This window comes from Pseudoxanthomonas sp. Soil82 (assembly GCF_040446535.1).
GTDB classification, from domain to species: domain Bacteria; phylum Pseudomonadota; class Gammaproteobacteria; order Xanthomonadales; family Xanthomonadaceae; genus Pseudoxanthomonas; species Pseudoxanthomonas kaohsiungensis.
In genome coordinates, this window is record NZ_JBEAAK010000004.1 from 372,533 (window position 1) to 397,179 (window position 24,647).

The following is a 24,647-nucleotide window of genomic DNA, read 5'->3' on the forward strand; positions in this document are numbered from 1 at the left end:
CGGCGCGGCGGCCCGGAATAGTGTCGGCATGACGCACGAGCACGACGCCCACCCTGCAACGCCGCCCGCGCGGGCCGGCCACGACAGCGGCCATGCCCATGGCGACGGCCATGGTGGCCACGCCCATCCCGCCGAGTGCGGTCCCACGCACTCCCATGGCCACGGCCACCACCACGGCCCCGGCGGGCACAGCCACGTGCCCACGGAGATCCGCTTCGAGCGACCGCTGTGGTGGGCGCTGGGGCTGACGGCCACGGTCCTGCTGGTGGAGATCGCCGGCGCCTGGCTGACCAACAGCCTGGCCCTGCTTTCCGACGCGGCGCACATGGCCACCGATACCCTGGCGCTGGCCATCGCCCTGGTCGCGGTACGCCTCGCGCGGCGCCCGCCGGACGCGCGGCGTACCTACGGCTATGCGCGTTTCGAAGCACTGGGCGCGCTGGCCAACGGCATGCTGCTGTTCGCCCTGGCCGGCTACATCCTCTGGGAGGCGTGGCAGCGCTTCCGGGTGCCGTTGCCGGTGGCGAGCCTGGGCATGCTGGTGGTGGCGGTGGTCGGCCTGGCCTGCAACCTGGTGGCGATGCGCCTGCTGCATGCCGGTAGCGGCCAGAGCCTGAACCTCAAGGGCGCCTACCTGGAAGTGTGGAGCGACATGCTCGGCTCGTTGGCCGTGGTCATCGCCGCGCTGGTGATCCGATTCACCGGCTGGCTGTGGGTGGACCCGTTGCTGGCCGTGCTGATCGGCCTGTGGGTGCTGCCGCGGACCTGGGTACTGGTGCGCGAGGCGCTCAACGTGCTGATGGAAGGGGTGCCGCATGGCGTGGACCTGGCCCGCCTGCGCGCCGATCTCGGCGCGCACCCGCAGGTGGCCGGCATCCACGACCTGCACGTCTGGGCGCTGGCCTCGCGCACCCCGGCCATGACCGCGCACGTGGTGGTCGCGCACGGGAGCGACCCGGCCGTCGTGCGGCAGGAACTGGCGGGCCTGCTGGCCCGGCATGGGGTCGCGCACGTGACCCTGCAGATGGAACGGCCCGGGGAAGCGGCTTGCGCCGGGGTGCGCTGCGGCCACCCCTGAGCGTCGCAGGTTCCATCCCAAAAAGGGCGTAGCCGTATCGTCGCAGCGCAAAATGCGGTATTTGTAAAGCGGGTTTAACGTCCGTGACGTGGATACCGGTCCGAATGGACGCCGGGCCGCCGCCTGGGAAGGGCGCCTGCAGCATCGACATCGACGATACATCGCCATCACACCACCCTGGGGAGGGAACCATGGCCTGCGCAACCCTGAAACACACCGGACTTTCGATCGCGGTGCTCGCCGCGCTGGCGGTCGTTCCCGCCGCGCACGCGCAACAGGCGGCGGCCACGCCGACGGCGGAGGACGAGGAACCGGTCACGCTCTCGGCGCTCACCGTCACCGCGCAGAAGCGCGAGCAGGCGCTGCAGGAAGTGCCGATCACGGTCAACGTGCTCAGCGAGCAGCTGCTGCAGGACACCGGCGTGCGCGACATCAAGGACATGCAGGTGCTGGTGCCGGGCCTGACCGTGACCAGCACGCAGAGCGCGGCGCAGACCGTGGCCCGCATCCGCGGCATCGGCACGGTAGGCGACAACGCCGGCCTGGAGTCGTCGGTGGGCATCGTCATCGACGGCGTCTACCGGGCGCGCAACAGCGTCGGCTTCACCGACCTGGGTGAACTGGAGCGGATCGAGGTGCTCAAGGGCCCGCAGGGCACGGTGTTCGGCAAGAACACATCCGCCGGCGTGATCAGCGTCGTCACCCGCCGCCCGAGCTACACCCAGAGCGCGGAGGGCGAGCTCACCGTCGGCAACTACGGCGCGGTGGGCGTGTCCGGCGCGTACAACGACGCGCTCGGCGAGAACAGCGCGTTCCGCATCTATGCGGCCCAGCGCACCCGCGACGGCGTCGATGACGTGCGCGTCGCCAACGGCCCGCGCCGGGAGACGGACGACGGCGACCAGAACATGCACACGCTGCGCGGCCAGCTGCTTTGGGAGCCGGCCGATACCGTGGAGGTGAACTTCGCCGCCGACTACACCAGCCGCGAGGAGAACTGCTGCGTTACCGTGACCACGGTGCGCGGCCCCACCGCGGCGATCCTCAATGCCCTGACCCCGGGCGGCGAAGCGGTGATCCCGGTGGCCGACCCCGACCGCCGCCTGGCCTACAGCAACCGCAGCACCGAACAGGACATCAAGGACAAGGGCTTCCAGGCGGAAGTGAACTGGACCACGCCGTGGGCCAACGACGCGGTGCTGACGTCGATCACAGGCTGGCGCGAGTGGCAGGCGATCAACGGCCTGGACTTCGACTACAGCGCCGCCGACGTGCTGTACCGCGCGCCGGACGAGGACGAGTCGCTGACCAAGTTCGAGACGTTCAGCCAGGAGTTCCGCCTGACCGGTTCGAGCGAGACGATCGACTGGATGGTCGGCCTGTTCTACTCGAACGAGGACCTGGACCGCAACGAGACCTACCGCTACGGCGCGGCCTACGAGCCGTACCTGTCGACCGCGCTGATCGGCCAGATCAGCCCGGCGCTGGCCGCGCGCCCGGATGCGCCGCTGTTCCTGTCGCAGGCCACCGGCCGGCCGTTCGGCACGCTGTTCCCGGGGCTGGCCACGCTGGACACCTACAAGCAGAACGCCGAAAGTACCGCGATCTTCACCAATAACACCTGGCATGCCACCGACGCGTTCGACGTCACCGTCGGCCTGCGCTACACCAGCGAGAAGAAGACGCTGGAGTCGGACTACACCAACCCCAACGGCAGCCAGGCCTGCGCCTCGTACTTCCTGCCCAACGGCCAGGTCAACCCGGCCGCGCTGCAGCGCATCGGCGCGGCCCTGGTTTCGCGCGGCGTGCCGGCCGCGGCGGTGCCGGCGATCGCCCCGCAGGTGATCGGCTTCACCTGCCTGCCGTGGGCGAACGTGGCCCACAACGGCCGCTCCACCGAGCAGGAGCGCGACGAGAAGGAATGGTCCGGCACGCTCAAGCTGTCCTACAACTGGACCGACGACGTGATGACCTACGCCTCGTACGCGCGCGGGTACAAGGCCGGCGGCTTCAACCTGGACCGCGTGCAGTCATCCAACGGCCTGTCCAGCGGAACCCAGGGCATCATCCCGGTGGACGACACCTCGTTCCCGGGCGAGTTCGTCGACAGCTACGAGCTGGGCACCAAGACCACCTGGGCCGACGGCAACCTGCTGCTGAACGCTGCGTTGTTCTACCAGGAGTACACCGACTTCCAGCTCAACAGCTTCCTGGGCACCAGTTTCGTGGTGCGCTCGATCCCGGAGGTCACCTCGCAGGGCGTGGACGCCGAGCTGCTGTGGAATACCCGCATCGACGGCCTCTCGCTGCAGGCCGGCCTGGTCTACGCCGACACCAAGTACGGCGACGACCCGCTGCCGGACGCCGGCCTGGTGCTGCTGCCGGGCAGCCAGATGAGCTTCGCGCCGGAGTGGTCGGGCAACGTCAACATGACCTACGAGTGGGACATCGGCGCCAGCCTGGTGGGCCGGTTCAACATCGGCGCCAAGTACATGTCCGAGTACAACACCGGCTCGGACCTGGACCCGGAGAAGCTGCAGGATGCCTACACCCTGCTCAACGCGCGCGTGGTGCTGGGCGACCAGGGCGGGCGCTGGACGGTCGAGCTGTGGGGCCAGAACCTCACCGACGAGACCTACAAGCAGGTGGGCATCGACGCGCCGATCCAGACCGGTTCGTGGAACGCCTTCCTCGGCTCGCCGCGGCTGTACGGCGTGACCCTGCGCGTGCGCTACTGAGCGCAGGCGGGGAGGGAAAAGGAGGGGCCGCCATTGGCGGCCCCTTTTTGTCGATGTGCTTCTCCCGTTTGCCGAACAGGACCCCTTTAAGGGCGGCCCGCGGCCAGTACCAAGCTGGACGAGGAGTAGCCGGTTCTTCGGTCGTCAGATCGAATCGGAGCCGCTTGGGAGCGGCGCCGGCTCCGGACGGGGCCGCCGTTCTGCCGCCATGGGGGTAGTCGCTCGCGCCGGCATCCCTGCCTCAGCTCGCGACCGCGGCACATCCCTGTGCCGCTCGCCCCCCATGGCGACAGAACGGCGGCCTTCTGGCGCGTCAGGTGCGTGGGTTCGATCGTTTCCGCCGCTTGGAGCGATCGGGCTTTGCGCAAGGAACGAGGCAAGCGGCCAACTGCCAACTGCCAACTGCCAACTGCCAACTGCCAACTGCTTATGGCAACGCCCTGTCCCCTCCCGACGTCCCCTCGTCGATCGAAGCCACGACCCTGAAGCTCACCGAGGACGCCGTGTCCTGGGGAGAGGGCCCAAGTGGCACATGGATGTGCCACGACCCGAGTAAAGACAGGATGTCGTCCCGAGGGATGGGCCCTCTCCCCAGGGCACGGCGGCCCCTTCCGAAGCCGCCGCTCCAACCAGCCAGCACCGAGGCCGCGGCTCCGGCCCGCCAGCTCCCAAGCCCGAGCTTCAGCCAGCCAGCCCTGAAGTCGATGCCTCGACCAGCCAGCCTTGAGGCCGATGCTTCCACCTGCCGACCCGAAGCAAGTGCTTCCGCGCGCGATCGCCGGAACCGCCGCCGCACCGGCAGACACGCGACGGCGTTTGGGCTAAAAGGTGGGGCATTCCCCCGTGGTACCCCGGACAATGCCGATTCCTTCCGATGCGCAGCTGCGCGAACAGGCCGATGCCCTCGGCGAGCGCCTGCGCGCCACCCGCGACCACCTGGTCACCGCCGAAAGCTGCACCGGCGGCTGGATCGCCAAGAGCCTGACCGACATCGCCGGATCCTCGGACTGGTTTGACTGCGGCATGGTCGTCTACAGCTACGAAGCCAAGCAGGGCCTGCTCGGGGTGCGGCCGCAGACCCTGGAAGAGCACGGCGCGGTCAGCCGCGAAACCGCGATCGAGATGGTCTCCGGCGCGCTGGTCCACTCCGGCGCCAGCGTGGCGGTGGCGGTGACCGGCATCGCCGGGCCCGGTGGCGGCAGTCTCGACAAGCCGGTGGGCACGGTGTGGATCGCCTGGAAGCGCCGCGGCGGGTACGCGCGCGCGCAGGTGTTCCATTTCGACGGCGACCGCGAGGCGGTGCGGCGGCAGACCGTGGGCCAGGCGCTGGCCGGGATCGCGGAGCTGCTGCCATGACCACGCCCGGTGCCGTTGCCGGCGCGCGGAGTGCGCGCTGATGTGGGAGACCCTGGGCACCGTCCGCGACCTCGGCCGCCTGCAGCAGATCGCCTCGGTCCTGGTCGGGTATGGCTTCGGCGACATGGTCCGCCGCATTGGCCTGGCTGGCGCGCTCGAACGCGCCGGCCGCCTGCTGCACTGGCAGGACCCGCAGGCGATGGCGCACATGGCCCCGCCCGAGCGCGTGCGACGCGCGCTGGAAGACCTCGGCCCGACCTTCGTCAAGCTCGGCCAGGTGCTGGCCACGCGCGTGGACCTGTTCGGCCCGGAGTGGATCGCCGAACTCGGGAAGCTGCAGAACGCGGTGCCGCCGCTGCCCTTCGAGCGCGTGCGGCCGCAACTGGTCGAGGACCTGGGCGCCGAACCGGAGGCGGTATTCGCGCAGCTGGATGAAGCACCGATCGCCGCCGCCTCGCTGGCCCAGACCCATCGCGCCTGGCTGGCCGACGGCACCGCGGTGGTGCTGAAGATCCGCCGCCCCGGCATCCGCGACACCGTCGAGGCCGACCTGAGGCTGCTGGCGCGGCTGGCCGAGATCGTCGAGGCCCAGGCGCCGGACCTGCACCGCTACCGCCCGCGCGAGGTGGTCCAGCAGTTCGCCCAGTCGCTGCGCCGCGAGCTGGATTTCGCCGCCGAATGCCGCAACGCCGAACGCATCGCCGCCAACTTCGCCGGCCACGACGAGATCGTGGTGCCGCGCGTGCACTGGCAGTGGACCTGCGAGCGGCTCAACGTGCAGGACTTCGTCGCCGGCATCCCCGGCCCGGACCTGGCCGCGGTCGATGCCTCGGGCATGGACCGGAAACACCTGGCCCAGGTCGGGGCCGGCATCGTTCTGAAGATGGTGCTGGAGGACGGCTTCTTCCACGCCGACCCGCATCCGGGGAACATCTTCTACCTGCCGGGCGAGCGCATCGGCGTGATCGACTTCGGCATGGTCGGGCGGGTCTCGGAGCAGCGCCGCATCCAGATCGTGCAGCTGCTGCACGGGCTGGTGGAGCGCGAAGCCGAAGCGGTCACCGACGTGCTCATGGAATGGGGCGAGGGCGCCTGGGAAGCGGATGAGACGCGCCTGCAGGCCGACATCGGCGCCTTCGTCGACCAGTACCGCGGCGTGCCGCTGAAAGACCTGCGCATGGGCGCGATGCTGCTGGACGTGACCACGATCCTGCGCGACCACGGCCTGAGCCTTCCGCCCGACTTGGCGTTGATGATCAAGGCGTTCCTGACCCTGGAAGGCTTCGGTCGCCAGCTCGACCCGGACTTCGACATGGCCGGCGCCGCTCGCCCGTACGTGGAAAAGGTGCTGCTGGCCCGCTACTCGCCGCGCGCACTGCTGCGGCGCGGGCGGCGCGGTGCTATCGACGCGCTGGAGCTGGCCGGCGATTTGCCGCGCGAGCTGCGCCGCCTGCTGCGCGCCGCGCGCCGCGGGCGGTTGAACATGCAGATCGAGGTCACCTCGCTGAAGGCCTTCGGCGAGCAGGTCGACCGCGCCGCCAACCGCCTGACCATGGGCGTGGTCACCGCCGCCCTGGTAATCGGCTCGTCGATCGTGATGAACAGTGCGGGGGGTGGGGTTCCCAGCCGCTGGCTGCTGGCGCTGGGCGTGGCCGGCTTCGTCGGCGCCGCGCTGACCGGGTTGTGGATCCTGCTGTCGATCTGGCGGAGCGGGCGGCGGTAGGCTCACTTCTTGCGTAGAGCGGGGCTTGCCCCGCTGCTTCGCGTTCCTGCGCTGTTTCCGCTAGTCCTCCGCTCGATACTCCAGAAGATCCCCGGGTTGGCACTCCAGTACCTTGCAGATCGACTCCAGCGTGCCGAAGCGCACGCCCTTGACGTGCCCCTGCTTGAGCAGCGAGAGGTTGGTCTCGCTGATGCCGATGGCATCGGCCAGCTCCTTCGACTTCATCTTGCGCCGCGCCAGCATCACGTCGAGGTTGACGATGATGGGCATCAGACGAAGCTCTCGCTTTCCATCCGCAGCGCGACCGCCTGGCCGACGATCCGCTGCAAGATCGATATGCCGATCATTGCGAGTGCACTGAAATAGAGCGGCCAGAGGCTCACGCCGATAGCCAGGCTGGGGGGCACCCATTGCTCTAGATCCATGTCGACGTCAACTTCCGATGTACTCACCAGCGTCGGCTCGACGCTCATCAGCAGTGCGAGGGCGATGCAGCCCCAGCGCAGCAGGCGCAGACATCGAAGGGTCGATGCGCCCAGTGGGTTGTTGCCTGCGAGGGAGGCGCCCAGGCGGCGGACGCCCTCCAGCAGTAGGTAGAAGCCAGCGAGCTGGCCGAAGCAGTAGAACAGGTAGAGGATGACGTCGTCGCTGGCGAGGAATTCCCAAGGCGTGGGCGGCGCTGCAATGCCGAAGAGCTCTGCGCCGCCGCGCAAATATGTCCAGCAGAACGCGAGGAAGACAACGACAGTTGCGATTGCGGTAGCGACGGCCTGCCCTAGGAGGGCGAGCCCCTTCAATCGCCCGCCGCCGCGGCGGATCTGTTCTTCGCTGATGGCATAGATCTGCTGCATGTCGCACCTCCATGTTTACGTAAAACATAAATCAATTGACGTAAACTGCAAGTGGTCCGAGTGCGAGGGACGTTGCACGCGCACGCAGTTAGTAGTATTACTACTAACCATGGACCTGACCGACACCCAGCAAGCCATCCTCGCCCTGATCGCCGAGCGGATCGAAGCGGAGGGCATGCCGCCTTCGCAGGCCGAGATCGCCCGTGCCTTCGGCTTCAAGGGCGTGCGCGCGGCGCAGTACCACCTGGAGGCGCTGGAGGCGGCCGGGGCGATCGAGCGCCTGCCGGGACGGGCCCGTGGCATCCGGGTCAAGGTCGCACCGCAACTGCCGCAGGGCGAGCTGGCCCTGCCGCCGGCCATGAACGACGACGCGCTGCGCCTGCCGGTGCTAGGCCGGGTCGCCGCCGGCGCGCCGATCGGCGCCGACGTGCCGGCCGACATGGCCGAGAGTTTCCTGGTGTTGGACCGGGTGCTGTTCTCGCCCTCGCCCGATTACCTGCTCAAGGTGCAGGGCGACTCGATGCGCGACGAGGGGATCTTCGACGGCGACCTGATCGGCGTGCACCGTACCCGCGACGCGCGCTCGGGCCAGATCGTGGTGGCGCGGGTGGATGACGAGATCACGGTCAAGCTGCTCAAGGTCGGCAAGGACCGCATCCGCCTGCTGCCGCGCAACCCGGACTACGCGCCGATCGAGGTCCTGCCGGACCAGGATTTCGCCATCGAGGGCCTGTATTGCGGCCTGGTCCGGCCCAACCGCTGATGGCCGCGCCGGCTGCCCGCAATCCGGCCGGCGGCGCGGCGTTTTCCCACAGCCGGGCGCGTCGCCGGGCGATGGGAAGTCCGCATCGGCTCGCCTAGTTTTGTGTTCCCCGGCCACCGTCGCAGCCTGTGCGACCACGGCCCGCCAGACTTCACGCCACACCACTGACACCGAGGATTCCACGATGGACGAGAACAAGAAGCGCGCACTCGCTGCGGCCCTGAGCCAGATCGACAAGCAGTTCGGCAAGGGCTCGGTGATGCGCATGGGCGACAAGGTCATCGAGCCGACCGAGGTCATTCCGACCGGTTCGCTGATGCTGGACATCGCCCTGGGCATCGGCGGCCTGCCCAAGGGGCGCGTGGTCGAGATCTACGGTCCGGAGTCCTCGGGCAAGACCACCCTGACCCTGCAGGCGATCGCCGAATGCCAGAAGCAGGGCGGCACGGCGGCCTTCATCGACGCCGAGCACGCGCTCGACCCGATCTACGCGGCCAAGCTGGGCGTCAATGTCGACGACCTGCTGGTTTCGCAGCCGGATACCGGCGAGCAGGCGCTGGAAATCGCCGACATGCTGGTCCGGTCCGGCTCGGTGGACATCGTGGTGGTCGACTCGGTCGCCGCGCTGACCCCCAAGGCCGAGATCGAAGGCGAGATGGGCGACCAGCTGCCGGGCCTGCAGGCCCGCCTGATGAGCCAGGCCCTGCGCAAGCTGACCGGCAACATCAAGCGCTCCAACACCCTGGTGGTCTTCATCAACCAGCTGCGCATGAAGATCGGAGTGATGATGCCCGGCCAGAGCCCGGAGACCACCACCGGCGGCAACGCGCTGAAGTTCTACGCCTCGGTGCGCCTGGACATCCGCCGCATCGGCGCGATCAAGAAGGGCGACGAGATCATCGGCAACCAGACCAAGATCAAGGTGGTCAAGAACAAGCTGGCGCCCCCCTTCAAGCAGATCGTCACCGAGATCCTGTACGGCGAAGGCATCAGCCGCGAGGGCGAGCTGATCGACATGGGCGTGGAAGCCAAGCTGGTCGACAAGTCCGGTGCCTGGTACGGCTACGGCGGCGAGCGCATCGGCCAGGGCAAGGACAACTCGCGCCAGTACCTGCGCGAGAATCCGGCGGTGGCGGCCAAGCTCGAGGCCGAGCTGCGCGAGAAGTTCCAGCCGGGCGAGGCCCCGCGCAGCGAAGACGGCGGCGAGGACTGAGCATCCACGAGGGTGCAACGGGTAACCGTTCCCCGCCGGAGTGCTGTCAGTGGCGCGATGGCGGGGAGCGGTCTTTGAAAGCCAGGAGGGCAGGCGCCATGGATGGCGCATATTTCCCGGGCGAACAATGAGTCAGGAGTTCCGCGATCCGAAGGGCGGTCCATCGGGCGACGGCGATGGCGCGCAGATTGATGGGCCCGCTCCGGCTGGCCGCAAGCGTCGCCCGGAACCCACCCCGGCGCAGCGCGCGATGGGCCTGCTGGTCCGGCGCGAGCATTCGCGCAAGGAACTGGCCCGCAAGCTGGCAGCCAAGGGCGTGGACTCCGGCGAGGCGACGGCCACCGTCGACCGGCTCGCGGGCGAGGGCTGGCAGGACGACGCGCGTTTCGCCGAGTTCCTGGTGCGCAGCCGTGCCGCCAACAGCTACGGTCCGCTGTTCATCCGGGCCGAACTGGGCACCCACGGTCTGGGGAGTGATGCGATAGCGACTGCCCTGGCGACCTTCGAGGGCGACTGGCTGGAGGTGGCCCGGGATCTCGTGCGGCGCCGCTTCGGTCCGGCCGACTCCCTGGACCTGGCCCGGCGACGCAAGGCCGCCGACCTGCTGGCCCGGCGTGGATTCGACGGCGACACCATCCGCCGGGCGACCCGCTGGGACCCGGACGACTGAGCGCACGTTCCCGGACCCCTGGCGTCGAGCCAGCCGTCCCATCCCCCGGCTCTGCTACCCTTTGCGGGTCCCATCCCCGTCCTGCCGGGCCGCTAGCGCGCCTTCCCGGCCCGGACCCGTCCGCCAGCGAAGCCCGATGACCTCCACACCGTTCAGCACCGCCCGCATCCGCAGCGATTTCCTCGAATTCTTCCAGGGCAAGGGGCACACCATCGTCCCGTCGGCCCCGCTGGTGCCGGGCAACGATCCGACCCTGCTGTTCACCAACTCGGGCATGGTCCAGTTCAAGGACGTATTCCTGGGCGCCGAGAAGCGCAGCTACGTGCGCGCGGCCGACGTCCAGCGCTGCCTGCGTGCCGGCGGCAAGCACAACGACCTCGACTCGGTCGGCTACACCGCGCGCCACCACACCTTCTTCGAGATGCTGGGCAACTGGTCCTTCGGCGACTACTTCAAGAAGGACGCCATCGCCTGGGCCTGGGAGCTGTTGACCGGCGTGTGGAAGCTGCCCGCCGAGCGCCTGCTGGTCACCGTCTACCACACCGACGACGAGGCCTACGCGCTGTGGCGCGACATGGTCGGCGTGCCGGAAGAGCGCATCGTCCGCATCGGCGACAACAAGGGTGCGCCGTTCGCCTCCGACAACTTCTGGCAGATGGCCGACACCGGCCCCTGCGGGCCGTGCACCGAGATCTTCTACGACCACGGCGCCCACATCGCCGGCGGCCCCCCGGGCTCGCCGGACGAGGACGGCGACCGCTACATCGAGATCTGGAACCTGGTGTTCATGCAGTTCGACCGCCAGCCCGACGGCACCCTGGTGCCGCTGCCGGCCCCGTGCGTGGACACCGGCATGGGGCTGGAGCGCTTGGCGGCGATCCTGCAGCACGTGCACAGCAACTACGAGATCGACATCTTCCAGGCGCTGATCGGCAAGGCCGCCGCGCTGACCGGCACCGCCGACCTGGAGAACAAGTCGCTGCGCGTGATCGCCGACCACATCCGCGCCAGCGCCTTCCTGATCGTCGACGGTGTGCTGCCGTCCAACGAAGGCCGTGGCTACGTGTTGCGCCGGATCATCCGCCGCGCGCTGCGCCACGGCTGGATGCTGGGCGTACGCCAGCCGTTCTTCCACCAGCTGGTCGGAACCCTGTCGGACCTGATGGGCGAGGCCTATCCGGAACTGCCGGCCGCCCGCGAGCTGGTCGAACGCGCGCTCAAGGCCGAAGAAGAGCGCTTCGCCGAGACGCTGGACTCGGGCATGCGCATCTTCAACGACGTCGCCACGCGCGCCACCGGCGGAATGATCCCGGGCGTGGACGTGTTCCGCCTGTACGACACCTACGGCTTCCCGGTGGACCTGACCGCGGACATGGCCCGCGAGCGTGGCATGACGGTGGACATGGACGGCTTCGAGGCGGCGATGGAGCAGCAGCGCGAGACCGCGCGCGCGGCCGGCAAGTTCGGCGGCGGCACCACGTTGCCGGCCGAGCTGGTCGCCCAGCTGCAGCCGACGGCCTTCCTCGGCTATGACCGCCTGGAGTCCGATGGCCTGCAGGTCGTGGCGATCCTGCGCGATGGCCGGCCGGCCGGCGCACTGGAGGCCGGCGAGGAGGGCATCGTGTTCCTCGACCGTACTCCGTTCTATGCCGAGTCCGGTGGCCAGGTGGGCGACACCGGCGTATTGGCCGAGGCAGAAACCCGCTTCGCCGTCGCCGACACGCAGAAGTTCGCCGGCCAGTTCCACGGCCACGTGGGCCGGCTGGAGCAGGGGCGCATCGCGGTCGGCGACACGCTGTCGGCCACGGCCGATGGCCAGCGCCGCGCGGCGACCGTGCTCAACCATTCGGCCACCCACCTGCTGCACGCCGCGCTGCGCGAGGTGCTGGGCACCCATGTGCAGCAGAAGGGCTCGCTGGTCGCGCCGGATCGCCTGCGCTTCGACTTCTCCCACTTCCAGCCGATGACGGCGGCCGAGCTGGCCGAGGTCGAGCGCCGCGTGAACGCGCAGGTACGCGCCAACCACGCGGCCGAAGTGCACCACATGGCGATGCAGGAAGCGCTGGACTTCGGCGCGATGGCCCTGTTCGGCGAAAAGTACGGAGAACACGTGCGCGTGCTGCGCATGGGCGACACCTCCACCGAGCTGTGCGGCGGTACCCATGTGGGCCGTACCGGCGACATCGGCGTGTTCAAGATCACCAGCGAAGGCGGCGTGTCGGCCGGCGTGCGCCGGATCGAGGCGGTGACCGGACAGGGTGCGCTGGATTACATCGCCGCCGAGGAGCGCAGCCTGGACGAAGCCGCCGCCGTGCTGGGCGGAAACCGTGGCGACGTGGCCGACAAGGCCCGCGCCCTGGCCGACCGCATCCGCCGGCTCGAGCGCGAGATCGAGTCGTTCAAGGCCAAGGCCGCCAGCAGCGCGGCCGCCGACCTGGCCGCGGCCGCCGTCGACGTGGCCGGAATCAAGGTGCTTGCCGCCCGCCTGGAGGGCATCGATGCCAAGGGCCTGCGCGAAGCGGTGGACCGGCTCAAGCAGCAGCTGGGCGATACCGTGGTCCTGCTGGCCGGTGCCCAGGACGGCAAGGCCGCCCTGGTCGCAGGCGTGAACGGCAGCGCAACGGGTCGGGTCAAGGCGGGCGAACTTCTGGCCCACGTGGCCGGTCGTATTGGAGGCAAGGGCGGCGGTCGCCCGGACCTCGCCCAGGGTGGTGGCGAGGACGGGCCCGCCCTTGCCCTTGCCCTCGACGAGGTCCCGGCATGGGTCGGCCAGCGCCTGCAATGACTGGCAGGGTCGCCCGGCTGGCCCCGGCCCCCGCTGATCGGGCCCTTGCCGGCCCACAGCCGGGAGAAGTACGATCCGAAGCCGTTTGACCCTTCCATACGCTGCTGAGTGGACGCGCGTGGCCTTTTCCGGAAGGCCACGCGGGCCGGCGAAGGCATGCCGGCGCCATGGAGAAAGACAATGCTGATTCTGACCCGCCGCGTAGGCGAAACCCTGATGATCGGTGATTCGATCACCGTCACCGTGCTCGGGGTCAAGGGCAACCAGGTGCGCATCGGCATCACCGCGCCGAAGGACGTGTCGGTGCACCGGGAGGAAATTTACCAGCGGATCCAGCGGGGCGAAGCTCCCGGGAACGCAGGCGGCGAGGGCGATCCGGCCGGATGACGGCAAAACGTTTGCCGCGAAACGGCGCAGACGGTATCCTTTCGCGGCCCGCGGGCACCGAGGTGCGGTGCGGGTCGAACGGAGTGATGCCCGAGAGGCCGAAGGGGCTCCCCTGCTAAGGGAGTATAGGGTCAAAAGCTCTATCGAGGGTTCGAATCCCTCTCACTCCGCCAGACGCGAAACGACCCCCGCAAGGGGGTTTTTTCGTATCTGGCGGTGCACATGCGAACCCCGGAGTCGACAGCCGCGTGGGGCTTGCGCGGCGCGGCCGCAGGGGGGCCACGCAGCGGCGAGTAGGTCCTGCTCCTTCCAGCCCGCGGCGGAGCACTGCTGCTGGTCACGGGGCACGCCTGCAGCCACTACGCATTCGTCTGGCCGACTCCACCGACGCCGGCCGATCGACAACGCGCGATCCGGGGACGCATTGCGCCCTGGTCCGGCCCGCGCGCGCCCTGAACCCGGGAGGCATTACGCCAGGATCGAAGCCAGGTGCTGCAGGACTTCATCGAAGGACAGCGCCACGAACGCCAGGGGCGCAAGCGGCAAGGCCGCGCACAGGCCGATCCAGGCAACGCTCCAGCGCGATACAGGCACGATCGCCATGCCCCGTACCGTGGCATACACGCTGGTGAAATCGCAGATCGCAGACGCGTCGCCGACGTCCAGCAGCGTGTGCGCATCGGAGCGGCCGGCAGCGAGCCAGCGGCGATCGAAGGCGTGGGCAGCCTCGTGACCCAGCATGCCGTACAGAAGGATCCCGTTGCGCTTGGCTCTGGCCAGCAGGGGGCTCATCACCAGCAGCGGCGCCAGGATCAAGGCCATGGCCGTGAACACGTAGCCGATCAGCAGGTGCTTGAAGGCGGCGATGCCGGCGTCAAGGTAGATCATGTGGTTCATGCAGTACCCGGTCAGCAACATGCCGCCGGCGAACGCGACGATGCCGAAGCGCTGCTGGATCACGCCGAAAAAGCCCAGCCCGCCGGCGTTGTCCGGATGCGCGGCGCGGATGTCCAGGTCCAGGCGCGAGAAACGCCACAGCAGCCAGGCCCATAACACGAACCGCCACAGCCAGATTGCGCTGACGAAGCGGAAGATCGACGTCGACACGAACGCCAGCCAGTGGCCGGCTGGCGTGGCCTGGCCGCCGACATGGGCCCAATCGCTGACGCCACGCAGCAATCCCACCGGCATCGCATCGAAGAACACCGGCGCCACCGCCAGGACGAAGCAGGCGAACTCCGGCACATTGGAATCGCGCAGGCGTTTCATCCGCGCCAGCGCCGCGTCGAACCGCACGCGCTGGTCCGGCTGGACGATGCGCGACTGCGAGAAATGGATCAGGGCCTGGCGCACGAACGCGTCGCATGCCGGCGCGGCCAGCACCAGCAGTGGCATGGCGATCAGGAACCGGGCGATCAATGCGTAGTCGCCCAGCAGCGGCATCGTCACCCGGCTGAATCCCGGGAGCAGTTGCCGTCGCGTGCGGTCAGCGCCAGCAGCGGGCCCACGGCGATGGTGGTCAACAGGACGGCGACCAGGCGGGAGGTGCGCCGGTGGGGACCGATCAGGCCCAGGGCCCGCAGCAGCCGGTAAACCGGGCCGCCACGCATCAGCGAAAGGCCGTCATCGATCATCGATCCGCTCCTCGTTGATACAGGCCTTCGCCGCTATCGCATCGCCCGGTGGGCCGCCCGATGTCCCGGCGGCCCGCCCGCGTCGGGTCCGGCATGAACGATTTATCCGCCTTGCCTGGGCGGGGCCACGGACGTGCGTCGGGGGAGTGACGCGACCCGGTACTGCCAGAGGCGATGGTCGCCTGGAACCGGTGGAGGGATCGGCAGAGCACTGCATGGTTCCTCCCATGCCTTGGCCGTAAAGATCGCGTGAAGGCAGCGCGGGGTGGCAGGCGCGGCGGCGTCGATCATACGTTGCGCCATGCCCATCGGCGGAGCATAGTTCGGCTCCCGGCCTGTTGGACGCCATCGGAGGCGGCCTGGACGGCGATGGGACGGGCGGCTGACGCTGCACCTATCGTTGCACCAGGAGGACGCCATGGATGCGTTTCTGGAGTACCTGCACCGATTCTGGTCGGACCTGATCGCACGGTCCGACGGGCCGATGACGTTCCGGTTCTTCCTGCAGCCGATCATGGCTGCGCTGATGGCATGGCGCGATGGAACCAGGGACGCGCGCATCGGCCGCGAACCGTACTGGGTGCGCATTCGTCACGCCGACCGCGTGGAGCGGCTGGCGGCATGGCGGCAAGCGGTGACGGCAGTGGCCCGCATCCTGCTGCTGGGCGTGGCGATGGACGTGATCTACCAGTTCAAGGTGTTCGGCGCGTTCAAGTATCCGGTCGAGACCTTCGTCATCGCCTTGCTCCTGGCGCTGGTCCCCTACCTGCTCCTGCGTGGATTGTTCACGCGCCTGGTGCAGCGACGCAGCACGCAGCACTGAGTACCTGTCGGTTGCCATTCTTTCCAGAGGATGCAGCATGGCCCCCAGTACGAAAGCGTTCGAACGGAACCCGGTCGACCACGACGCACTCCCCAAGCGCCCGCAGGCGCTGCCAGCCTGGCAGCTGCCGCCTATCCCGTCGGTCGATGCATCCAGTCCCGACGTGGCCTCGGTCCAGTACTCGGCCTACCGTACCCAGCTCTCGCACCACCGCACCGGCTTGTCGGACCATCGCACCGACCTGTCCGAGTACCGCACCTCGCTGTCGGAACACCGCACCGACCTGTCCACCGACCGCACCGACATGTCGATGCGGCGTACCGGCATGTCGTTCCAGCGAACGCGCCTGAGCGCGGAGCGCACCCTGATGTCGGTGATCCGCACGTCGCTGTCGTTGATCGGCTTCGGTTTCACCATCTACCAGGTGCTAGGCAAGCTGCTGCAGGCGCCCGGGGTGCAGCTGGGAAGCCACGCCCCCCGCAACTTCGGCATCGCGCTGGTGGCCCTGGGGATCGCCATGCTGGTACTGGGCATGGTCTACCACGTCAACTACATGAAGGAACTGCGCGCAGAGCGCAACGCGATGATGGGCGCGGGCCTGGTCCACGGCCAGACCGGCTATCCCGTCTCCTTCACCCTGTTGACCGCAACGGCGCTGCTGATGCTGGGCCTGCTGGCCATCGTCAGCATGGTGTTCGGCGTGGCGCCGTTCGGATAGGAGGTACCAACCTGGCCGCCCCAAGCCGGGACGACCTTGCCGCGTCCACCAACCCCCGGTGGAATTTCCAGACGCATGCAACCGTGTTCAAGGAGAAAGCGAAATGGCAAAGGTGAAAGAGGCACCGAAGGCGGCCGCGAAGCCGGCAACGAAAGCCGCCGCAAAGGGCAAAGGCGGAAGTCCGGGCAAGCAGCCCAACATCCTGGTGATCTGGGGCGACGACATCGGCATCTCGAACCTGAGCTGCTACTCGCACGGGCTGATGGGCTACCGCACCCCGAACATCGATCGCCTCGCCGAGGAAGGCATGATGTTCACCGACAGCTACGGCGAGCAGAGCTGCACGGCCGGGCGTTCGGCCTTCATCACCGGGCAGAGCGTGTACCGCACCGGCCTCTCGAAGGTGGGCCTGCCGGGTGCGCCGATCGGCATGAACGAGAAGCTGGTGACCATCGCCGCGCTGCTCAAGGAACAGGGCTACGCCACCGGCCAGTTCGGCAAGAACCACCTCGGCGACCTCAACCACATGCTGCCCACCAACCACGGCTTCGACGAGTTCTTCGGAAATCTCTACCACCTCAATGCCGAGGAAGAGCCGGAGATGGACGACTATCCGTCGCCGGAGGACTTCCCGAAGTTCCGCGAGACCTTCGGCCCGCGCGGCGTGCTCCATACCTGGGCCACCGACAAGGACGACCCGACCACCCACCCGCGCTGGGGCCGGGTCGGCAAGCAGAAGATCGAGGACACCGGGCCGCTCAACCGCAAGCGGATGGAGACCTGCGACGACGAGTTCGTCGCCGCCGCCAAGGACTTCATCAAGCGCCAGGAAAAGGCCGGAAAGCCCTGGTTTGTATGGATAAACACCACGCACATGCACCTGTACACCCACACCAAGCCGGAGAGCCGGGGTCAGGCGGGACGCTGGCAGTCGCCATACCACGACACGATGGTCGACCACGACAAGAACGTGGGTCAGATGCTCGATTTCCTGGACGAACTCGGCATCGCCGACGATACCTTCGTCCAGTACTCCACCGACAACGGTCCGCACCGCAACTCCTGGCCGGACGCGGGCACCACGCCGTTCCGCAGCGAGAAGAACACCAACTGGGAAGGCGCGTTCCGGATCCCGATGATCGTGCGCTGGCCCGGGCGCATCGAGGCCGGTTCGATCAGCAACGAGATCGTCCAGCACCACGACTGGCTGCCGACCTTCCTGGACATCGCCGGGGCGCCGGATGTGGTCGACAAGCTCAAGAAGGGCTACAAGGCGATTGGGCGGACCTACAAGAACCACATCGACGGGTATAGCCTCGCGGGTTACCTCACCGGCAAGGAGAAGAAGAGTCCGCGCAACTTCTTCTTCTACTTCAGCGACGACGGAGACGTGCTGGCCGTGCGGATGGACAACTGGAAGATCACGTTCATGGAACAGCGCACGGCCGGGCGGCTAGCGGTTTGGCGCGATCCATTCGTGCGCCTGAGGGCGCCAGTCATCTACAACCTGCGGACGGACCCGTACGAGTTCGCGCCGGTGACGTCGAATACCTATGACGACTGGATGATGCAGCATGCCTACCTGATCTATGCCGTGCAGGCGGTGGCCGGAAAGTTCGCCGAGACCTTCAGGGATTTCCCGGCGGTGCAGAAGCCCAACAGCTTCACCATCGACGATGCGATGGCGAAGATGAGCGAGGCGGCGGGCGGTGGCTGATTACGTGCTGCACGAATTCCATGCAGGCGGCGAAGCCGCCTGCATGGCCACGTTCACGGCGCGGCGCAGGCGGGGGCGACATGCCGCCGCCACGCGGGGAGGCTCCGGGCGCGCCGCGAAGGCCGGCAGTGGTGCTGTCGCCCGCTGCCGCGCTGGAGGCGCTGGCCCGCCTGTCGACGGGAACATGGAACTCGGGGAGTGACGATGGGCAGGGAGACCGGAATGACGCCGTCGATGGAAGATATGGCCCGCGTCGAGGGCGGCGTCTTCACCATGGGCTCGGACGCGCACTACCCGGAAGAGAAGCCGGCGCATCAGGTTCGGGTGGACGGGTTCTGGATCGATCGCCATGCGGTGACCAACCGCCAGTTCGGACGGTTCGTGGCCGCGACCGGCCATGTCACGCTGGCGGAGAGGCCGGCCGACCCGGCCGACTATCCCAGCGCGGACCCCGCGTTGCTGGTGCCCTCCTCGGTGGTACTGGTGCCGCCGCCTGCGCGGGTCGACCTGCGCAACCACTACAACTGGTGGCAGTACGTGGCCGGCGCCGACTGGCGCCATCCGCGCGGCCCCGGCAGCTCGATCGAAGGCATGGACGAGCATCCGGTGGTCCATGTCGCCTACGAGGATGCGCTGGCCTACGCCTTGTGGGCAGGCAAGGAACTGCCGACGGAGGCCGAATGGGAATACGCGAGCAAGGGCGGCAGCGAGGGCACGGAGTTCGCCTGGGGGGATGAACTGGTGCCCGGGGGGCGCTACATGGCCAACACCTGGCAGGGCGAGTTCCCCTGGGAAAACCAGCAGCTCGATGGCTTCATGTTCACCGCCCCGGTCGGCTCCTTCCCGGCGAACGGTTACGGCCTGCACGACATGATTGGCAACGTCTGGGAGTGGACCTGCGACTGGTACCAGGAGCATGGCCGCATCCAGCACAGCTGCTGCACGCTGGACAATCCACGCGGCGGCGAGGAGGCCGCCAGCATCGATCCGCGCGAGCAGGCGTCCATCCCCAGGCGGGTGACCAAGGGTGGCTCCCATGCCTGCGCCCCGAATTACTGCCGCCGATACCGGCCGGCCGCGCGGATGGCGCAGCCGGTGGACACGTCGACCAGCCACGTGGGCTTCCGTTGCGTCGTGCGCGGGCAGCCAGGAGCGTAGGCGATGCTCAGGCAATGGCTTTATGCGCTCAGCGAACCGGTGATCGCCGCGATCGACCTGATGGCCCTGGTGCTGATCGCAGGCGCCACGGTGTATACCTTCGTCACCGTGATCGCGCTGGTCCTGTCGGGCAGGGCCAGGGATGGCCACCGGCGGCGGGTGCTGTGGCTGGGCTACGCACGCTGGCTGGTGGCGGGACTGACCTTCCAGCTCGCGGCGGACATCATCGAATCCTCGATCGCACCGTCCTGGGAAGCGATCGGCCAGCTCGGCGCGGTGGCGGTGATCCGGACCTTCCTCAACTACTTCCTGGAGCGCGACGTGGTCGAGATCCGCGAGCGCGACGTGGCATTCCGCCATCCGGCCGAAGGCGCGCACAAGGACTGACGCATGGCGAGCCCGCCAGCCCGTGGCATCCGGCCGACAGCGGGCCACGAAGGCGGCCGCTTCGCCGGGCTGGCCGCAGGGCCCCACACCCGATCCGCTCGATCCCGAAGCCCAACCCAGCAGCAGGAGAGTGAGCATGCACGTGCAACGCAAATGGCGGTCCCTTGCCGTACTCTGCGCGGTGCAATGCGGTTCGACCTGGTACCAGCCGCAGTACGCCGGAACCACGGTGCAGTACGTAGTGGTCAATCCGCCCCGCTGAAGCGGGCCGGACCATCGGACCGCCGCCAGCCGGCGGCGGTCCCCGAACCGGACGAGGTGGGAAATGGGGAACATGCTTTCGGTGAAGCCCGCTCGGCCCGGCTGGCTGCTGCTGGCGTCGGTGCTGGTGCTGGCCGTTGCGGGCTGCAGGCCGCCGTCGGCAGCGCAACCGGCGCCACCCGCTGCCGAAGCCGGTGCCACGACGGCGCCGGCAGACGCGGCCAGGGCCGATCCGCTGCCCTCCTGGCGCACGGGCGCCAACAAGCAGGCGATCATCGACTACGTGCAGGCGGCGACCACCGGGGGTGGACCGGGCTTCGTTCCGCCGGAAGCGCGCTTCGCGATCTTCGACAACGACGGCACGCTCTGGGCGGAGCAGCCGATCGTGCAGCTGGAGTTCGTCGGAACGCGCATCGCGGCGATGGCGAAGGAAAAGCCCGAACTGGCCGCCAACCCCGCGGTGAAGGCGTTGCTGGCCAAGGACACGGCGTTCTTCCAGGGCAAGGACGGCGAGAAGCATGCGATGCAGCTGCTGGCCCTGTCCTCCACCGGCATGTCGCCGGACGAGTACGCGCGCGAGGTCGAAGCCTTCTTCGCCACCACCAGGCATCCGACCCTGGGCGTACCGTACCGGCAGACCACCTACCAGCCGATGCTGGAACTGCTCGGGTACCTGCGCGCCAACGGTTTCGAGACCTGGATCGGCAGCGGCGGCGGCATCGACTTCATGCGTCCGATAAGCGGGCCGTTCTACGGTATCCCGCCGCAGCAGGTGATCGGATCCAGCGGCCAGTACGACGTCAGCCTGGTCGACGGCAAGGTCGCCGTGCTCAAGGCGGCGCGGCTGGGTGCTGTCAACGACCATGAAGGCAAGGTCGCAGGCGTGCTGGCCCATGCCGGCAAGGTCCCCGTGTTCGTCGCCGGCAACGTGCGCAGCGGCGGCGACATCGCCCAGCTCGCCTATTCGCAGGCGTCGCCGTATCCCTCGTTCCAGCTGCTGGTCAACCACGACGACGGGGAGCGCGAGTTTGCCTACGGCGAGGCCGATGGCGCCTCGCTGGCTGCCGCGAAGGCCGGGCGTTGGCACGTGGTGAGCATCAGGAACGACTGGGAGCGCGTCTTCCCGGAGCCCGGGCCGTGACCGCAGCGCCTGGGCGCCGCCCTTTTTCCACCCACCCCCGTACAACAGAGGAGAGACCCATGACACGCCTGATCCCCGTCATCCTTGCCGCGTTGCTGCTGGCGTCCTGCGCCAGCACGCCCACGGTGCATACCGACGCCGACCCGTCGGCCAACTTCAGCGGCTACCGGACCTATACCTGGCTCAACAAGCCGGACAAGCAGGGCGTGCCGCCGCTGGCCGCGCAGCGGATCGTGGACTACGTCAATGCCCAGCTCAATGCCAAGGGCTGGACGGAGTCGCCCAATGGCGACGTGGCCGTGGTCGCCCACGTCGCCACCCAGCAGCAGCAGAGCCTGGACACGATGTATTCGGGCCCGATGTATGGCGGCTGGGGTTGGGGGCCGGGCTGGTATGGCGGAATGGGCATGGGCAGCGCGACCACGCGGGTGCGCACCTATACGGTCGGCACGCTGGTGGTGGACCTGTTCGATACCAAGACCAAGCAGGCGATCTGGCGCGGCACCGCCAGCGACACCGTGCCCGACGACCCGGCCAAGGGCGATGCCCTGTTGCGCGCCGGCATCGCCGAGATGTTCGAGGGCTTTCCGCCGGGCAGTGCGCCGGCGGCCAGGTGATCGCGGCCTGAACGACGCGGACGAAAAAAAAGGGCCTGCGACAAGTCGCAGGCCCTCTGAAATGGCGCGCCCGGAGAGATTCGAACTCCCGACCGCCTGGTTCGTAGCCAGGTACTCTATCCAGCTGAGCTACGGGCGCGTTTCAAGGCGCGGAATTATGCGTGAGCCGCTGGCGGCCGTCAACGCTTGTCCGCGGATTCTTTCGGCAAGCCTGTCGTGGCGAGGGTTGCGGCCACCGTCGCCGGTTGTTTCATCCAGCCGAAGTGGTCGGCCGGGGCCTGCAGGGCGACCGAATCCAGCTGCACGACCCGGGCCGGCGCATACGGCAGCTTGGCCAGCAGCGCTTGCATCGAAGTGGCCGGGGCCAGCCAGTCCGAGGCCAGGACCACTCCGCAGGCCGGTGCACGCACGCGTGCCATGTCCGCGTCCAGGTCCGCATCGAAGCCGGCGGCGCGGTAGCGGTTGCTGAGGCCGACCCGGGCCCAGTCGGCGATCAGGCCCCGCGCCTCGGTGCCGCCGAAGCCCAGCGTCCGGCCGGGCAGGGTGCCTTGCTGCCGGGCCAGCCACGGCAGGAAGCGGTACACCAGCGGCAGGAGCCAGCCGCGCGGTGCCGGGAAGGTGCGCCAGTAGGGCGTGCCGCTGGCGACCAGCCACAGGCCGGACACCGCGTCGGGATTCTGGCCGGCGAAGCAGCACGCCAGCTGCCCGCCCAGGCTGTGGCCACCGAGCAGCAACGGCACGTCGTCGCCACCGAGGGCGGCCATGCTGGCCGGCAGGTCCAGCGCCAGCAGTTCGCGATAGCCCCAGTCCTGCGTTCGCGAGGGACGCAGCGTGCTGCTGCCGTTGCCGCGCCATTCGTGCAGGTGGGTGGCGACGCCGTGCGTGGCCAGCGCCTCGGCCAGCGGCAGGTAATGGCGCGCCGCCACGCCCAGCGCCGGCAGCCACAGCAGGCGCGCGCGCGGCCGCACCGGTTCATGCGCCAACAGGGTCCAGCGGTGTCCGTCGGTCGCGGTGGCGGTCGTCTCGGTGGGCGTGGACGTCATCGGCCGGGCATCGCCGCGAAGTGATCGAGTACTTCCACTTCGCCGCGGCCGGGGCGGTAACCGCCACGCAGCGCGGCGTGCACGTAGTCGGCCGCCGCCGTGCAGGCCGCGCGCAGGGCCAGGCCGCGTGCCAGGTTGGCCGCGACCGCCGACGCCAGCGTGCAGCCGGTACCGTGCGCCTCCAGGCGCAGGCGCGGATGGGCCGTGCGCTGTTCGCCGTCGGCGTCGGCGAGGATGTCGACCACCTCGCCCGGCCCGGCCAGGTGGCCGCCCTTGAGCAGGACCGCCGGAGCGCCCAGCGCGCGCAGCGCCGTGGCGGCCTGCGACATCGACGCAAGGCTGTCGATCCGCCAGCCCAGCAGCAGTTCGGCTTCCGGAAGGTTGGGCGTGATCACCGTGGCCATCGGCAGCAGGCGCGTGCGCAGTGCGTCCAGCGCATCTTCGGCGAGCAGCCGCGCGCCGCTGGTGGCGATCATCACCGGGTCGACCACCACCTGCGCGGGTCGATGCCGCGCCAGGGCACGGGCGACGGTCTCGATCACCGCGGTGCTGGCGAGCATGCCCAGCTTGACCGCGCCGATGCGGAAGTCGTCGAAGCATGCATCGATCTGCGCGTCGAGGAACGCCACGTTCGGCACCTCCACCGCGGTGACCCCCCGGGTGTGCTGCGCGGTCAGCGCGGCGATCGCCGACAGCCCGTGCACGCCATGGGCGGCGAAGGTCTTCAGGTCGGCCTGGATGCCCGCTCCGCCACCGGAATCGGAGCCGGCGATGGTCAGGACGGAAACCGGGCGCGAATCGGCGCGATGATCGTTCATGCGGCTATTGTGCACCGCCGCCACTGCGACGCGCCGGCGCGTCGAGCCGGTCAGGGCGCATCCTGCGATGCCGGCCCGTTCCCCGCGCGGCGTTGCCGTACCAGCACCGCATGCCGGTAGGCGACGTAGCCCACGCCCGTCAGTCCGGTCAGCGCGGACGGCACCAGCAAGGCGTGGTACCGCAGGAGGGAGAACAGCCAGGCGCCGAGGATGCCGCCGCCGAGGAACCCGCTGATGATCAGTCCGCTGAGCGTCAGCCGCCGCACCGGCAGCGGCAGGCCGCGGATCAGGTGGCCCAGGCCGATGCCCAGGTCGGTGAACATGCCGCTGAGGTGGGTGGTGCGCACCAGCGCGCCGCTGTAGGCGGTGACCATCGCGTTCTGCAGCCCGCAGGCCATCGCCGCCAGCAGGGCGCCGGACAACTGCTGGCGCACGAACAGCGGGACGGCCGCGGCCAGCAGCAGCGATTCCAGCGCCAGGACGACGCCGTAGCGCCGTCCCAGGCGCAACGTGCCGTCCTGGATGATCAGGCCGCTGAGCATCGCGCCGACGCAGAAAGCGATCAGCACGCCCCACAGGTGCGCGACCGCACGCCAGTCCCCGGCCGCCAGCGCCGCGCCCAGCAGGCTGGTCGTGCCGGTCAGGTGGCTGACCGCCTGGTGCTCGAAGCCCAGGTAGCCGACCACGTTGACCATGCCGGCGATGCACGCCAGCGTGACCGCCCCGACCCAGACCCAGCGCGGCAGCTGCAGGCCCATGCCCGTGG

The 24,647-nt window shown here is 68.9% G+C and carries 23 protein-coding genes and 2 tRNA genes; 17 read left to right on the forward strand and 8 right to left on the reverse strand.

Annotated elements, in window-relative coordinates:
* Positions 1-28 precede the first annotated feature (28 nt).
* The 4 genes from ABKA19_RS13030 (at position 29) to ubiB (ending at position 6,895) form a co-directional block, all read left to right on the forward strand.
* On the forward strand, positions 29-1,078 hold the full coding sequence (locus tag ABKA19_RS13030; RefSeq protein WP_353689258.1) for a cation diffusion facilitator family transporter: 1,050 nt from the start codon (positions 29-31) through the stop codon (positions 1,076-1,078).
* A 191-nt stretch (positions 1,079-1,269) separates the two neighbouring features.
* Complete coding sequence (locus ABKA19_RS13035; protein WP_353689259.1) at positions 1,270-3,816, forward strand: TonB-dependent receptor; 2,547 nt, start codon at positions 1,270-1,272, stop codon at positions 3,814-3,816.
* Between the two features lie 858 nt (positions 3,817-4,674).
* The gene (locus tag ABKA19_RS13040) at positions 4,675-5,172 is read left to right on the forward strand and encodes a CinA family protein (protein WP_353689260.1); all 498 of its coding nucleotides are present in this window, start codon (positions 4,675-4,677) and stop codon (positions 5,170-5,172) included.
* 40 nt (positions 5,173-5,212) lie between these two features.
* The gene (gene ubiB / locus ABKA19_RS13045) at positions 5,213-6,895 is read left to right on the forward strand and encodes a 2-polyprenylphenol 6-hydroxylase (RefSeq protein ID WP_353689261.1); all 1,683 of its coding nucleotides are present in this window, start codon (positions 5,213-5,215) and stop codon (positions 6,893-6,895) included.
* 60 nt (positions 6,896-6,955) lie between these two features.
* Here the strand turns inward: ubiB and ABKA19_RS13050 are convergent, their stop codons facing one another.
* Complete coding sequence (locus ABKA19_RS13050) at positions 6,956-7,165, reverse strand: helix-turn-helix domain-containing protein (protein ID WP_353689262.1); 210 nt, start codon at positions 7,163-7,165, stop codon at positions 6,956-6,958.
* Positions 7,165-7,746, reverse strand: coding sequence for a hypothetical protein (locus tag ABKA19_RS13055; RefSeq protein ID WP_353689263.1), 582 nt, complete (start codon positions 7,744-7,746; stop codon positions 7,165-7,167). The genes ABKA19_RS13050 and ABKA19_RS13055 overlap by 1 nt, the downstream gene beginning before the upstream one ends.
* A 109-nt stretch (positions 7,747-7,855) precedes the next feature.
* Here ABKA19_RS13055 and lexA point away from each other — a divergent pair, with 109 nt between their 5' ends.
* From lexA to ABKA19_RS13085, 6 genes are all read left to right on the forward strand, one after another.
* The gene (gene lexA / locus ABKA19_RS13060; RefSeq protein ID WP_162377531.1) at positions 7,856-8,509 is read left to right on the forward strand and encodes a transcriptional repressor LexA; all 654 of its coding nucleotides are present in this window, start codon (positions 7,856-7,858) and stop codon (positions 8,507-8,509) included.
* A 184-nt stretch (positions 8,510-8,693) separates the two neighbouring features.
* Entirely contained in the window at positions 8,694-9,722 is a 1,029-nt protein-coding gene (gene recA, locus ABKA19_RS13065; RefSeq protein WP_162377532.1) for a recombinase RecA, read from the forward strand.
* Positions 9,723-9,849: 127 nt separating this feature from the next.
* Complete coding sequence (gene recX / locus ABKA19_RS13070; RefSeq protein ID WP_353689264.1) at positions 9,850-10,392, forward strand: recombination regulator RecX; 543 nt, start codon at positions 9,850-9,852, stop codon at positions 10,390-10,392.
* A gap of 136 nt (positions 10,393-10,528) precedes the next feature.
* Complete coding sequence (alaS, locus tag ABKA19_RS13075; RefSeq protein WP_353689265.1) at positions 10,529-13,177, forward strand: alanine--tRNA ligase; 2,649 nt, start codon at positions 10,529-10,531, stop codon at positions 13,175-13,177.
* Positions 13,178-13,357: 180 nt separating this feature from the next.
* Entirely contained in the window at positions 13,358-13,564 is a 207-nt protein-coding gene (gene csrA / locus ABKA19_RS13080; protein WP_162377535.1) for a carbon storage regulator CsrA, read from the forward strand.
* A gap of 80 nt (positions 13,565-13,644) precedes the next feature.
* Positions 13,645-13,737: transfer RNA gene (locus tag ABKA19_RS13085), tRNA-Ser, on the forward strand.
* A 295-nt stretch (positions 13,738-14,032) separates the two neighbouring features.
* On the opposite strand, the gene ABKA19_RS13090 is transcribed toward ABKA19_RS13085, so the two are convergent.
* Together ABKA19_RS13090 and ABKA19_RS13095 are read right to left on the reverse strand one after the other, a co-directional pair.
* Positions 14,033-15,013, reverse strand: a complete 981-nt coding sequence (locus tag ABKA19_RS13090) for a hypothetical protein (RefSeq protein ID WP_353689266.1) — start codon at positions 15,011-15,013, stop codon at positions 14,033-14,035.
* Positions 15,010-15,198 (reverse strand): hypothetical protein, encoded by a 189-nt coding sequence (locus ABKA19_RS13095; protein ID WP_353689267.1) that lies wholly within the window; start codon positions 15,196-15,198, stop codon positions 15,010-15,012. Before ABKA19_RS13095 ends, ABKA19_RS13090 begins: the two co-directional genes overlap by 4 nt.
* Positions 15,199-15,616: 418 nt before the next feature.
* On the opposite strand from ABKA19_RS13095, the gene ABKA19_RS13100 reads away from it, so the two are divergent.
* The 7 genes from ABKA19_RS13100 (at position 15,617) to ABKA19_RS13130 (ending at position 22,020) form a co-directional block, all read left to right on the forward strand.
* A complete protein-coding gene (locus tag ABKA19_RS13100; protein WP_353689268.1) occupies positions 15,617-16,021 on the forward strand; it encodes a hypothetical protein in 405 nt (134 codons plus the stop codon).
* Between the two features lie 37 nt (positions 16,022-16,058).
* The gene (locus tag ABKA19_RS13105) at positions 16,059-16,739 is read left to right on the forward strand and encodes a YidH family protein (protein ID WP_353689269.1); all 681 of its coding nucleotides are present in this window, start codon (positions 16,059-16,061) and stop codon (positions 16,737-16,739) included.
* Between the two features lie 103 nt (positions 16,740-16,842).
* Positions 16,843-18,456 carry an arylsulfatase gene (locus tag ABKA19_RS13110; protein WP_353689270.1) on the forward strand — a complete coding sequence of 538 codons (1,614 nt, stop codon included), beginning with the start codon at positions 16,843-16,845 and terminating at the stop codon, positions 18,454-18,456.
* 234 nt (positions 18,457-18,690) lie between these two features.
* A complete protein-coding gene (locus ABKA19_RS13115; RefSeq protein ID WP_353689271.1) occupies positions 18,691-19,614 on the forward strand; it encodes a formylglycine-generating enzyme family protein in 924 nt (307 codons plus the stop codon).
* Positions 19,615-19,617: 3 nt separating this feature from the next.
* Positions 19,618-20,001, forward strand: a complete 384-nt coding sequence (locus ABKA19_RS13120; RefSeq protein WP_353689272.1) for a DUF1622 domain-containing protein — start codon at positions 19,618-19,620, stop codon at positions 19,999-20,001.
* Between the two features lie 334 nt (positions 20,002-20,335).
* Entirely contained in the window at positions 20,336-21,403 is a 1,068-nt protein-coding gene (locus ABKA19_RS13125; protein ID WP_353689273.1) for an HAD family hydrolase, read from the forward strand.
* A 59-nt stretch (positions 21,404-21,462) separates the two neighbouring features.
* Positions 21,463-22,020 carry a DUF4136 domain-containing protein gene (locus tag ABKA19_RS13130; RefSeq protein ID WP_353689274.1) on the forward strand — a complete coding sequence of 186 codons (558 nt, stop codon included), beginning with the start codon at positions 21,463-21,465 and terminating at the stop codon, positions 22,018-22,020.
* Between the two features lie 62 nt (positions 22,021-22,082).
* On the opposite strand, the gene ABKA19_RS13135 is transcribed toward ABKA19_RS13130, so the two are convergent.
* From ABKA19_RS13135 to ABKA19_RS13150, 4 genes are all read right to left on the reverse strand, one after another.
* Positions 22,083-22,159, reverse strand: a tRNA-Arg gene (locus ABKA19_RS13135).
* A 40-nt stretch (positions 22,160-22,199) separates the two neighbouring features.
* On the reverse strand, positions 22,200-23,063 hold the full coding sequence (locus ABKA19_RS13140; protein ID WP_353689275.1) for an alpha/beta hydrolase family protein: 864 nt from the start codon (positions 23,061-23,063) through the stop codon (positions 22,200-22,202).
* A complete protein-coding gene (gene thiD, locus ABKA19_RS13145; protein WP_353689276.1) occupies positions 23,060-23,881 on the reverse strand; it encodes a bifunctional hydroxymethylpyrimidine kinase/phosphomethylpyrimidine kinase in 822 nt (273 codons plus the stop codon). Before thiD ends, ABKA19_RS13140 begins: the two co-directional genes overlap by 4 nt.
* Positions 23,882-23,931: 50 nt before the next feature.
* Positions 23,932-24,639 carry a YoaK family protein gene (locus ABKA19_RS13150; protein ID WP_353689277.1) on the reverse strand — a complete coding sequence of 236 codons (708 nt, stop codon included), beginning with the start codon at positions 24,637-24,639 and terminating at the stop codon, positions 23,932-23,934.
* Positions 24,640-24,647 lie beyond the last annotated feature (8 nt).

Bases quoted from the DNA above. Each gene is read 5' to 3' on its own strand.
- ABKA19_RS13055 (WP_353689263.1), bottom strand. From the start codon at position 7,746: ATGCAGCAGATCTATGCCATCAGCGAAGAACAGATCCGCCGCGGCGGC.
- ABKA19_RS13050 (WP_353689262.1), bottom strand. From the start codon at position 7,165: ATGCCCATCATCGTCAACCTCGACGTGATGCTGGCGCGGCGCAAGATG.
- ABKA19_RS13125 (WP_353689273.1), top strand. From the start codon at position 20,336: ATGCTTTCGGTGAAGCCCGCTCGGCCCGGCTGGCTGCTGCTGGCGTCG.
- recX (WP_353689264.1), top strand. From the start codon at position 9,850: ATGAGTCAGGAGTTCCGCGATCCGAAGGGCGGTCCATCGGGCGACGGC.
- csrA (WP_162377535.1), top strand. From the start codon at position 13,358: ATGCTGATTCTGACCCGCCGCGTAGGCGAAACCCTGATGATCGGTGAT.
- ABKA19_RS13095 (WP_353689267.1), bottom strand. From the start codon at position 15,198: ATGATCGATGACGGCCTTTCGCTGATGCGTGGCGGCCCGGTTTACCGG.
- ABKA19_RS13110 (WP_353689270.1), top strand. From the start codon at position 16,843: ATGGCAAAGGTGAAAGAGGCACCGAAGGCGGCCGCGAAGCCGGCAACG.
- ABKA19_RS13105 (WP_353689269.1), top strand. From the start codon at position 16,059: ATGGCCCCCAGTACGAAAGCGTTCGAACGGAACCCGGTCGACCACGAC.
- ABKA19_RS13100 (WP_353689268.1), top strand. From the start codon at position 15,617: ATGGATGCGTTTCTGGAGTACCTGCACCGATTCTGGTCGGACCTGATC.
- ABKA19_RS13035 (WP_353689259.1), top strand. From the start codon at position 1,270: ATGGCCTGCGCAACCCTGAAACACACCGGACTTTCGATCGCGGTGCTC.
- ABKA19_RS13120 (WP_353689272.1), top strand. From the start codon at position 19,618: ATGCTCAGGCAATGGCTTTATGCGCTCAGCGAACCGGTGATCGCCGCG.
- lexA (WP_162377531.1), top strand. From the start codon at position 7,856: ATGGACCTGACCGACACCCAGCAAGCCATCCTCGCCCTGATCGCCGAG.
- recA (WP_162377532.1), top strand. From the start codon at position 8,694: ATGGACGAGAACAAGAAGCGCGCACTCGCTGCGGCCCTGAGCCAGATC.
- ABKA19_RS13140 (WP_353689275.1), bottom strand. From the start codon at position 23,063: ATGACGTCCACGCCCACCGAGACGACCGCCACCGCGACCGACGGACAC.
- ABKA19_RS13030 (WP_353689258.1), top strand. From the start codon at position 29: ATGACGCACGAGCACGACGCCCACCCTGCAACGCCGCCCGCGCGGGCC.
- alaS (WP_353689265.1), top strand. From the start codon at position 10,529: ATGACCTCCACACCGTTCAGCACCGCCCGCATCCGCAGCGATTTCCTC.
- thiD (WP_353689276.1), bottom strand. From the start codon at position 23,881: ATGAACGATCATCGCGCCGATTCGCGCCCGGTTTCCGTCCTGACCATC.
- ABKA19_RS13115 (WP_353689271.1), top strand. From the start codon at position 18,691: ATGGAAGATATGGCCCGCGTCGAGGGCGGCGTCTTCACCATGGGCTCG.
- ABKA19_RS13150 (WP_353689277.1), bottom strand. From the start codon at position 24,639: ATGGGCCTGCAGCTGCCGCGCTGGGTCTGGGTCGGGGCGGTCACGCTG.
- ABKA19_RS13040 (WP_353689260.1), top strand. From the start codon at position 4,675: ATGCCGATTCCTTCCGATGCGCAGCTGCGCGAACAGGCCGATGCCCTC.
- ubiB (WP_353689261.1), top strand. From the start codon at position 5,213: ATGTGGGAGACCCTGGGCACCGTCCGCGACCTCGGCCGCCTGCAGCAG.
- ABKA19_RS13130 (WP_353689274.1), top strand. From the start codon at position 21,463: ATGACACGCCTGATCCCCGTCATCCTTGCCGCGTTGCTGCTGGCGTCC.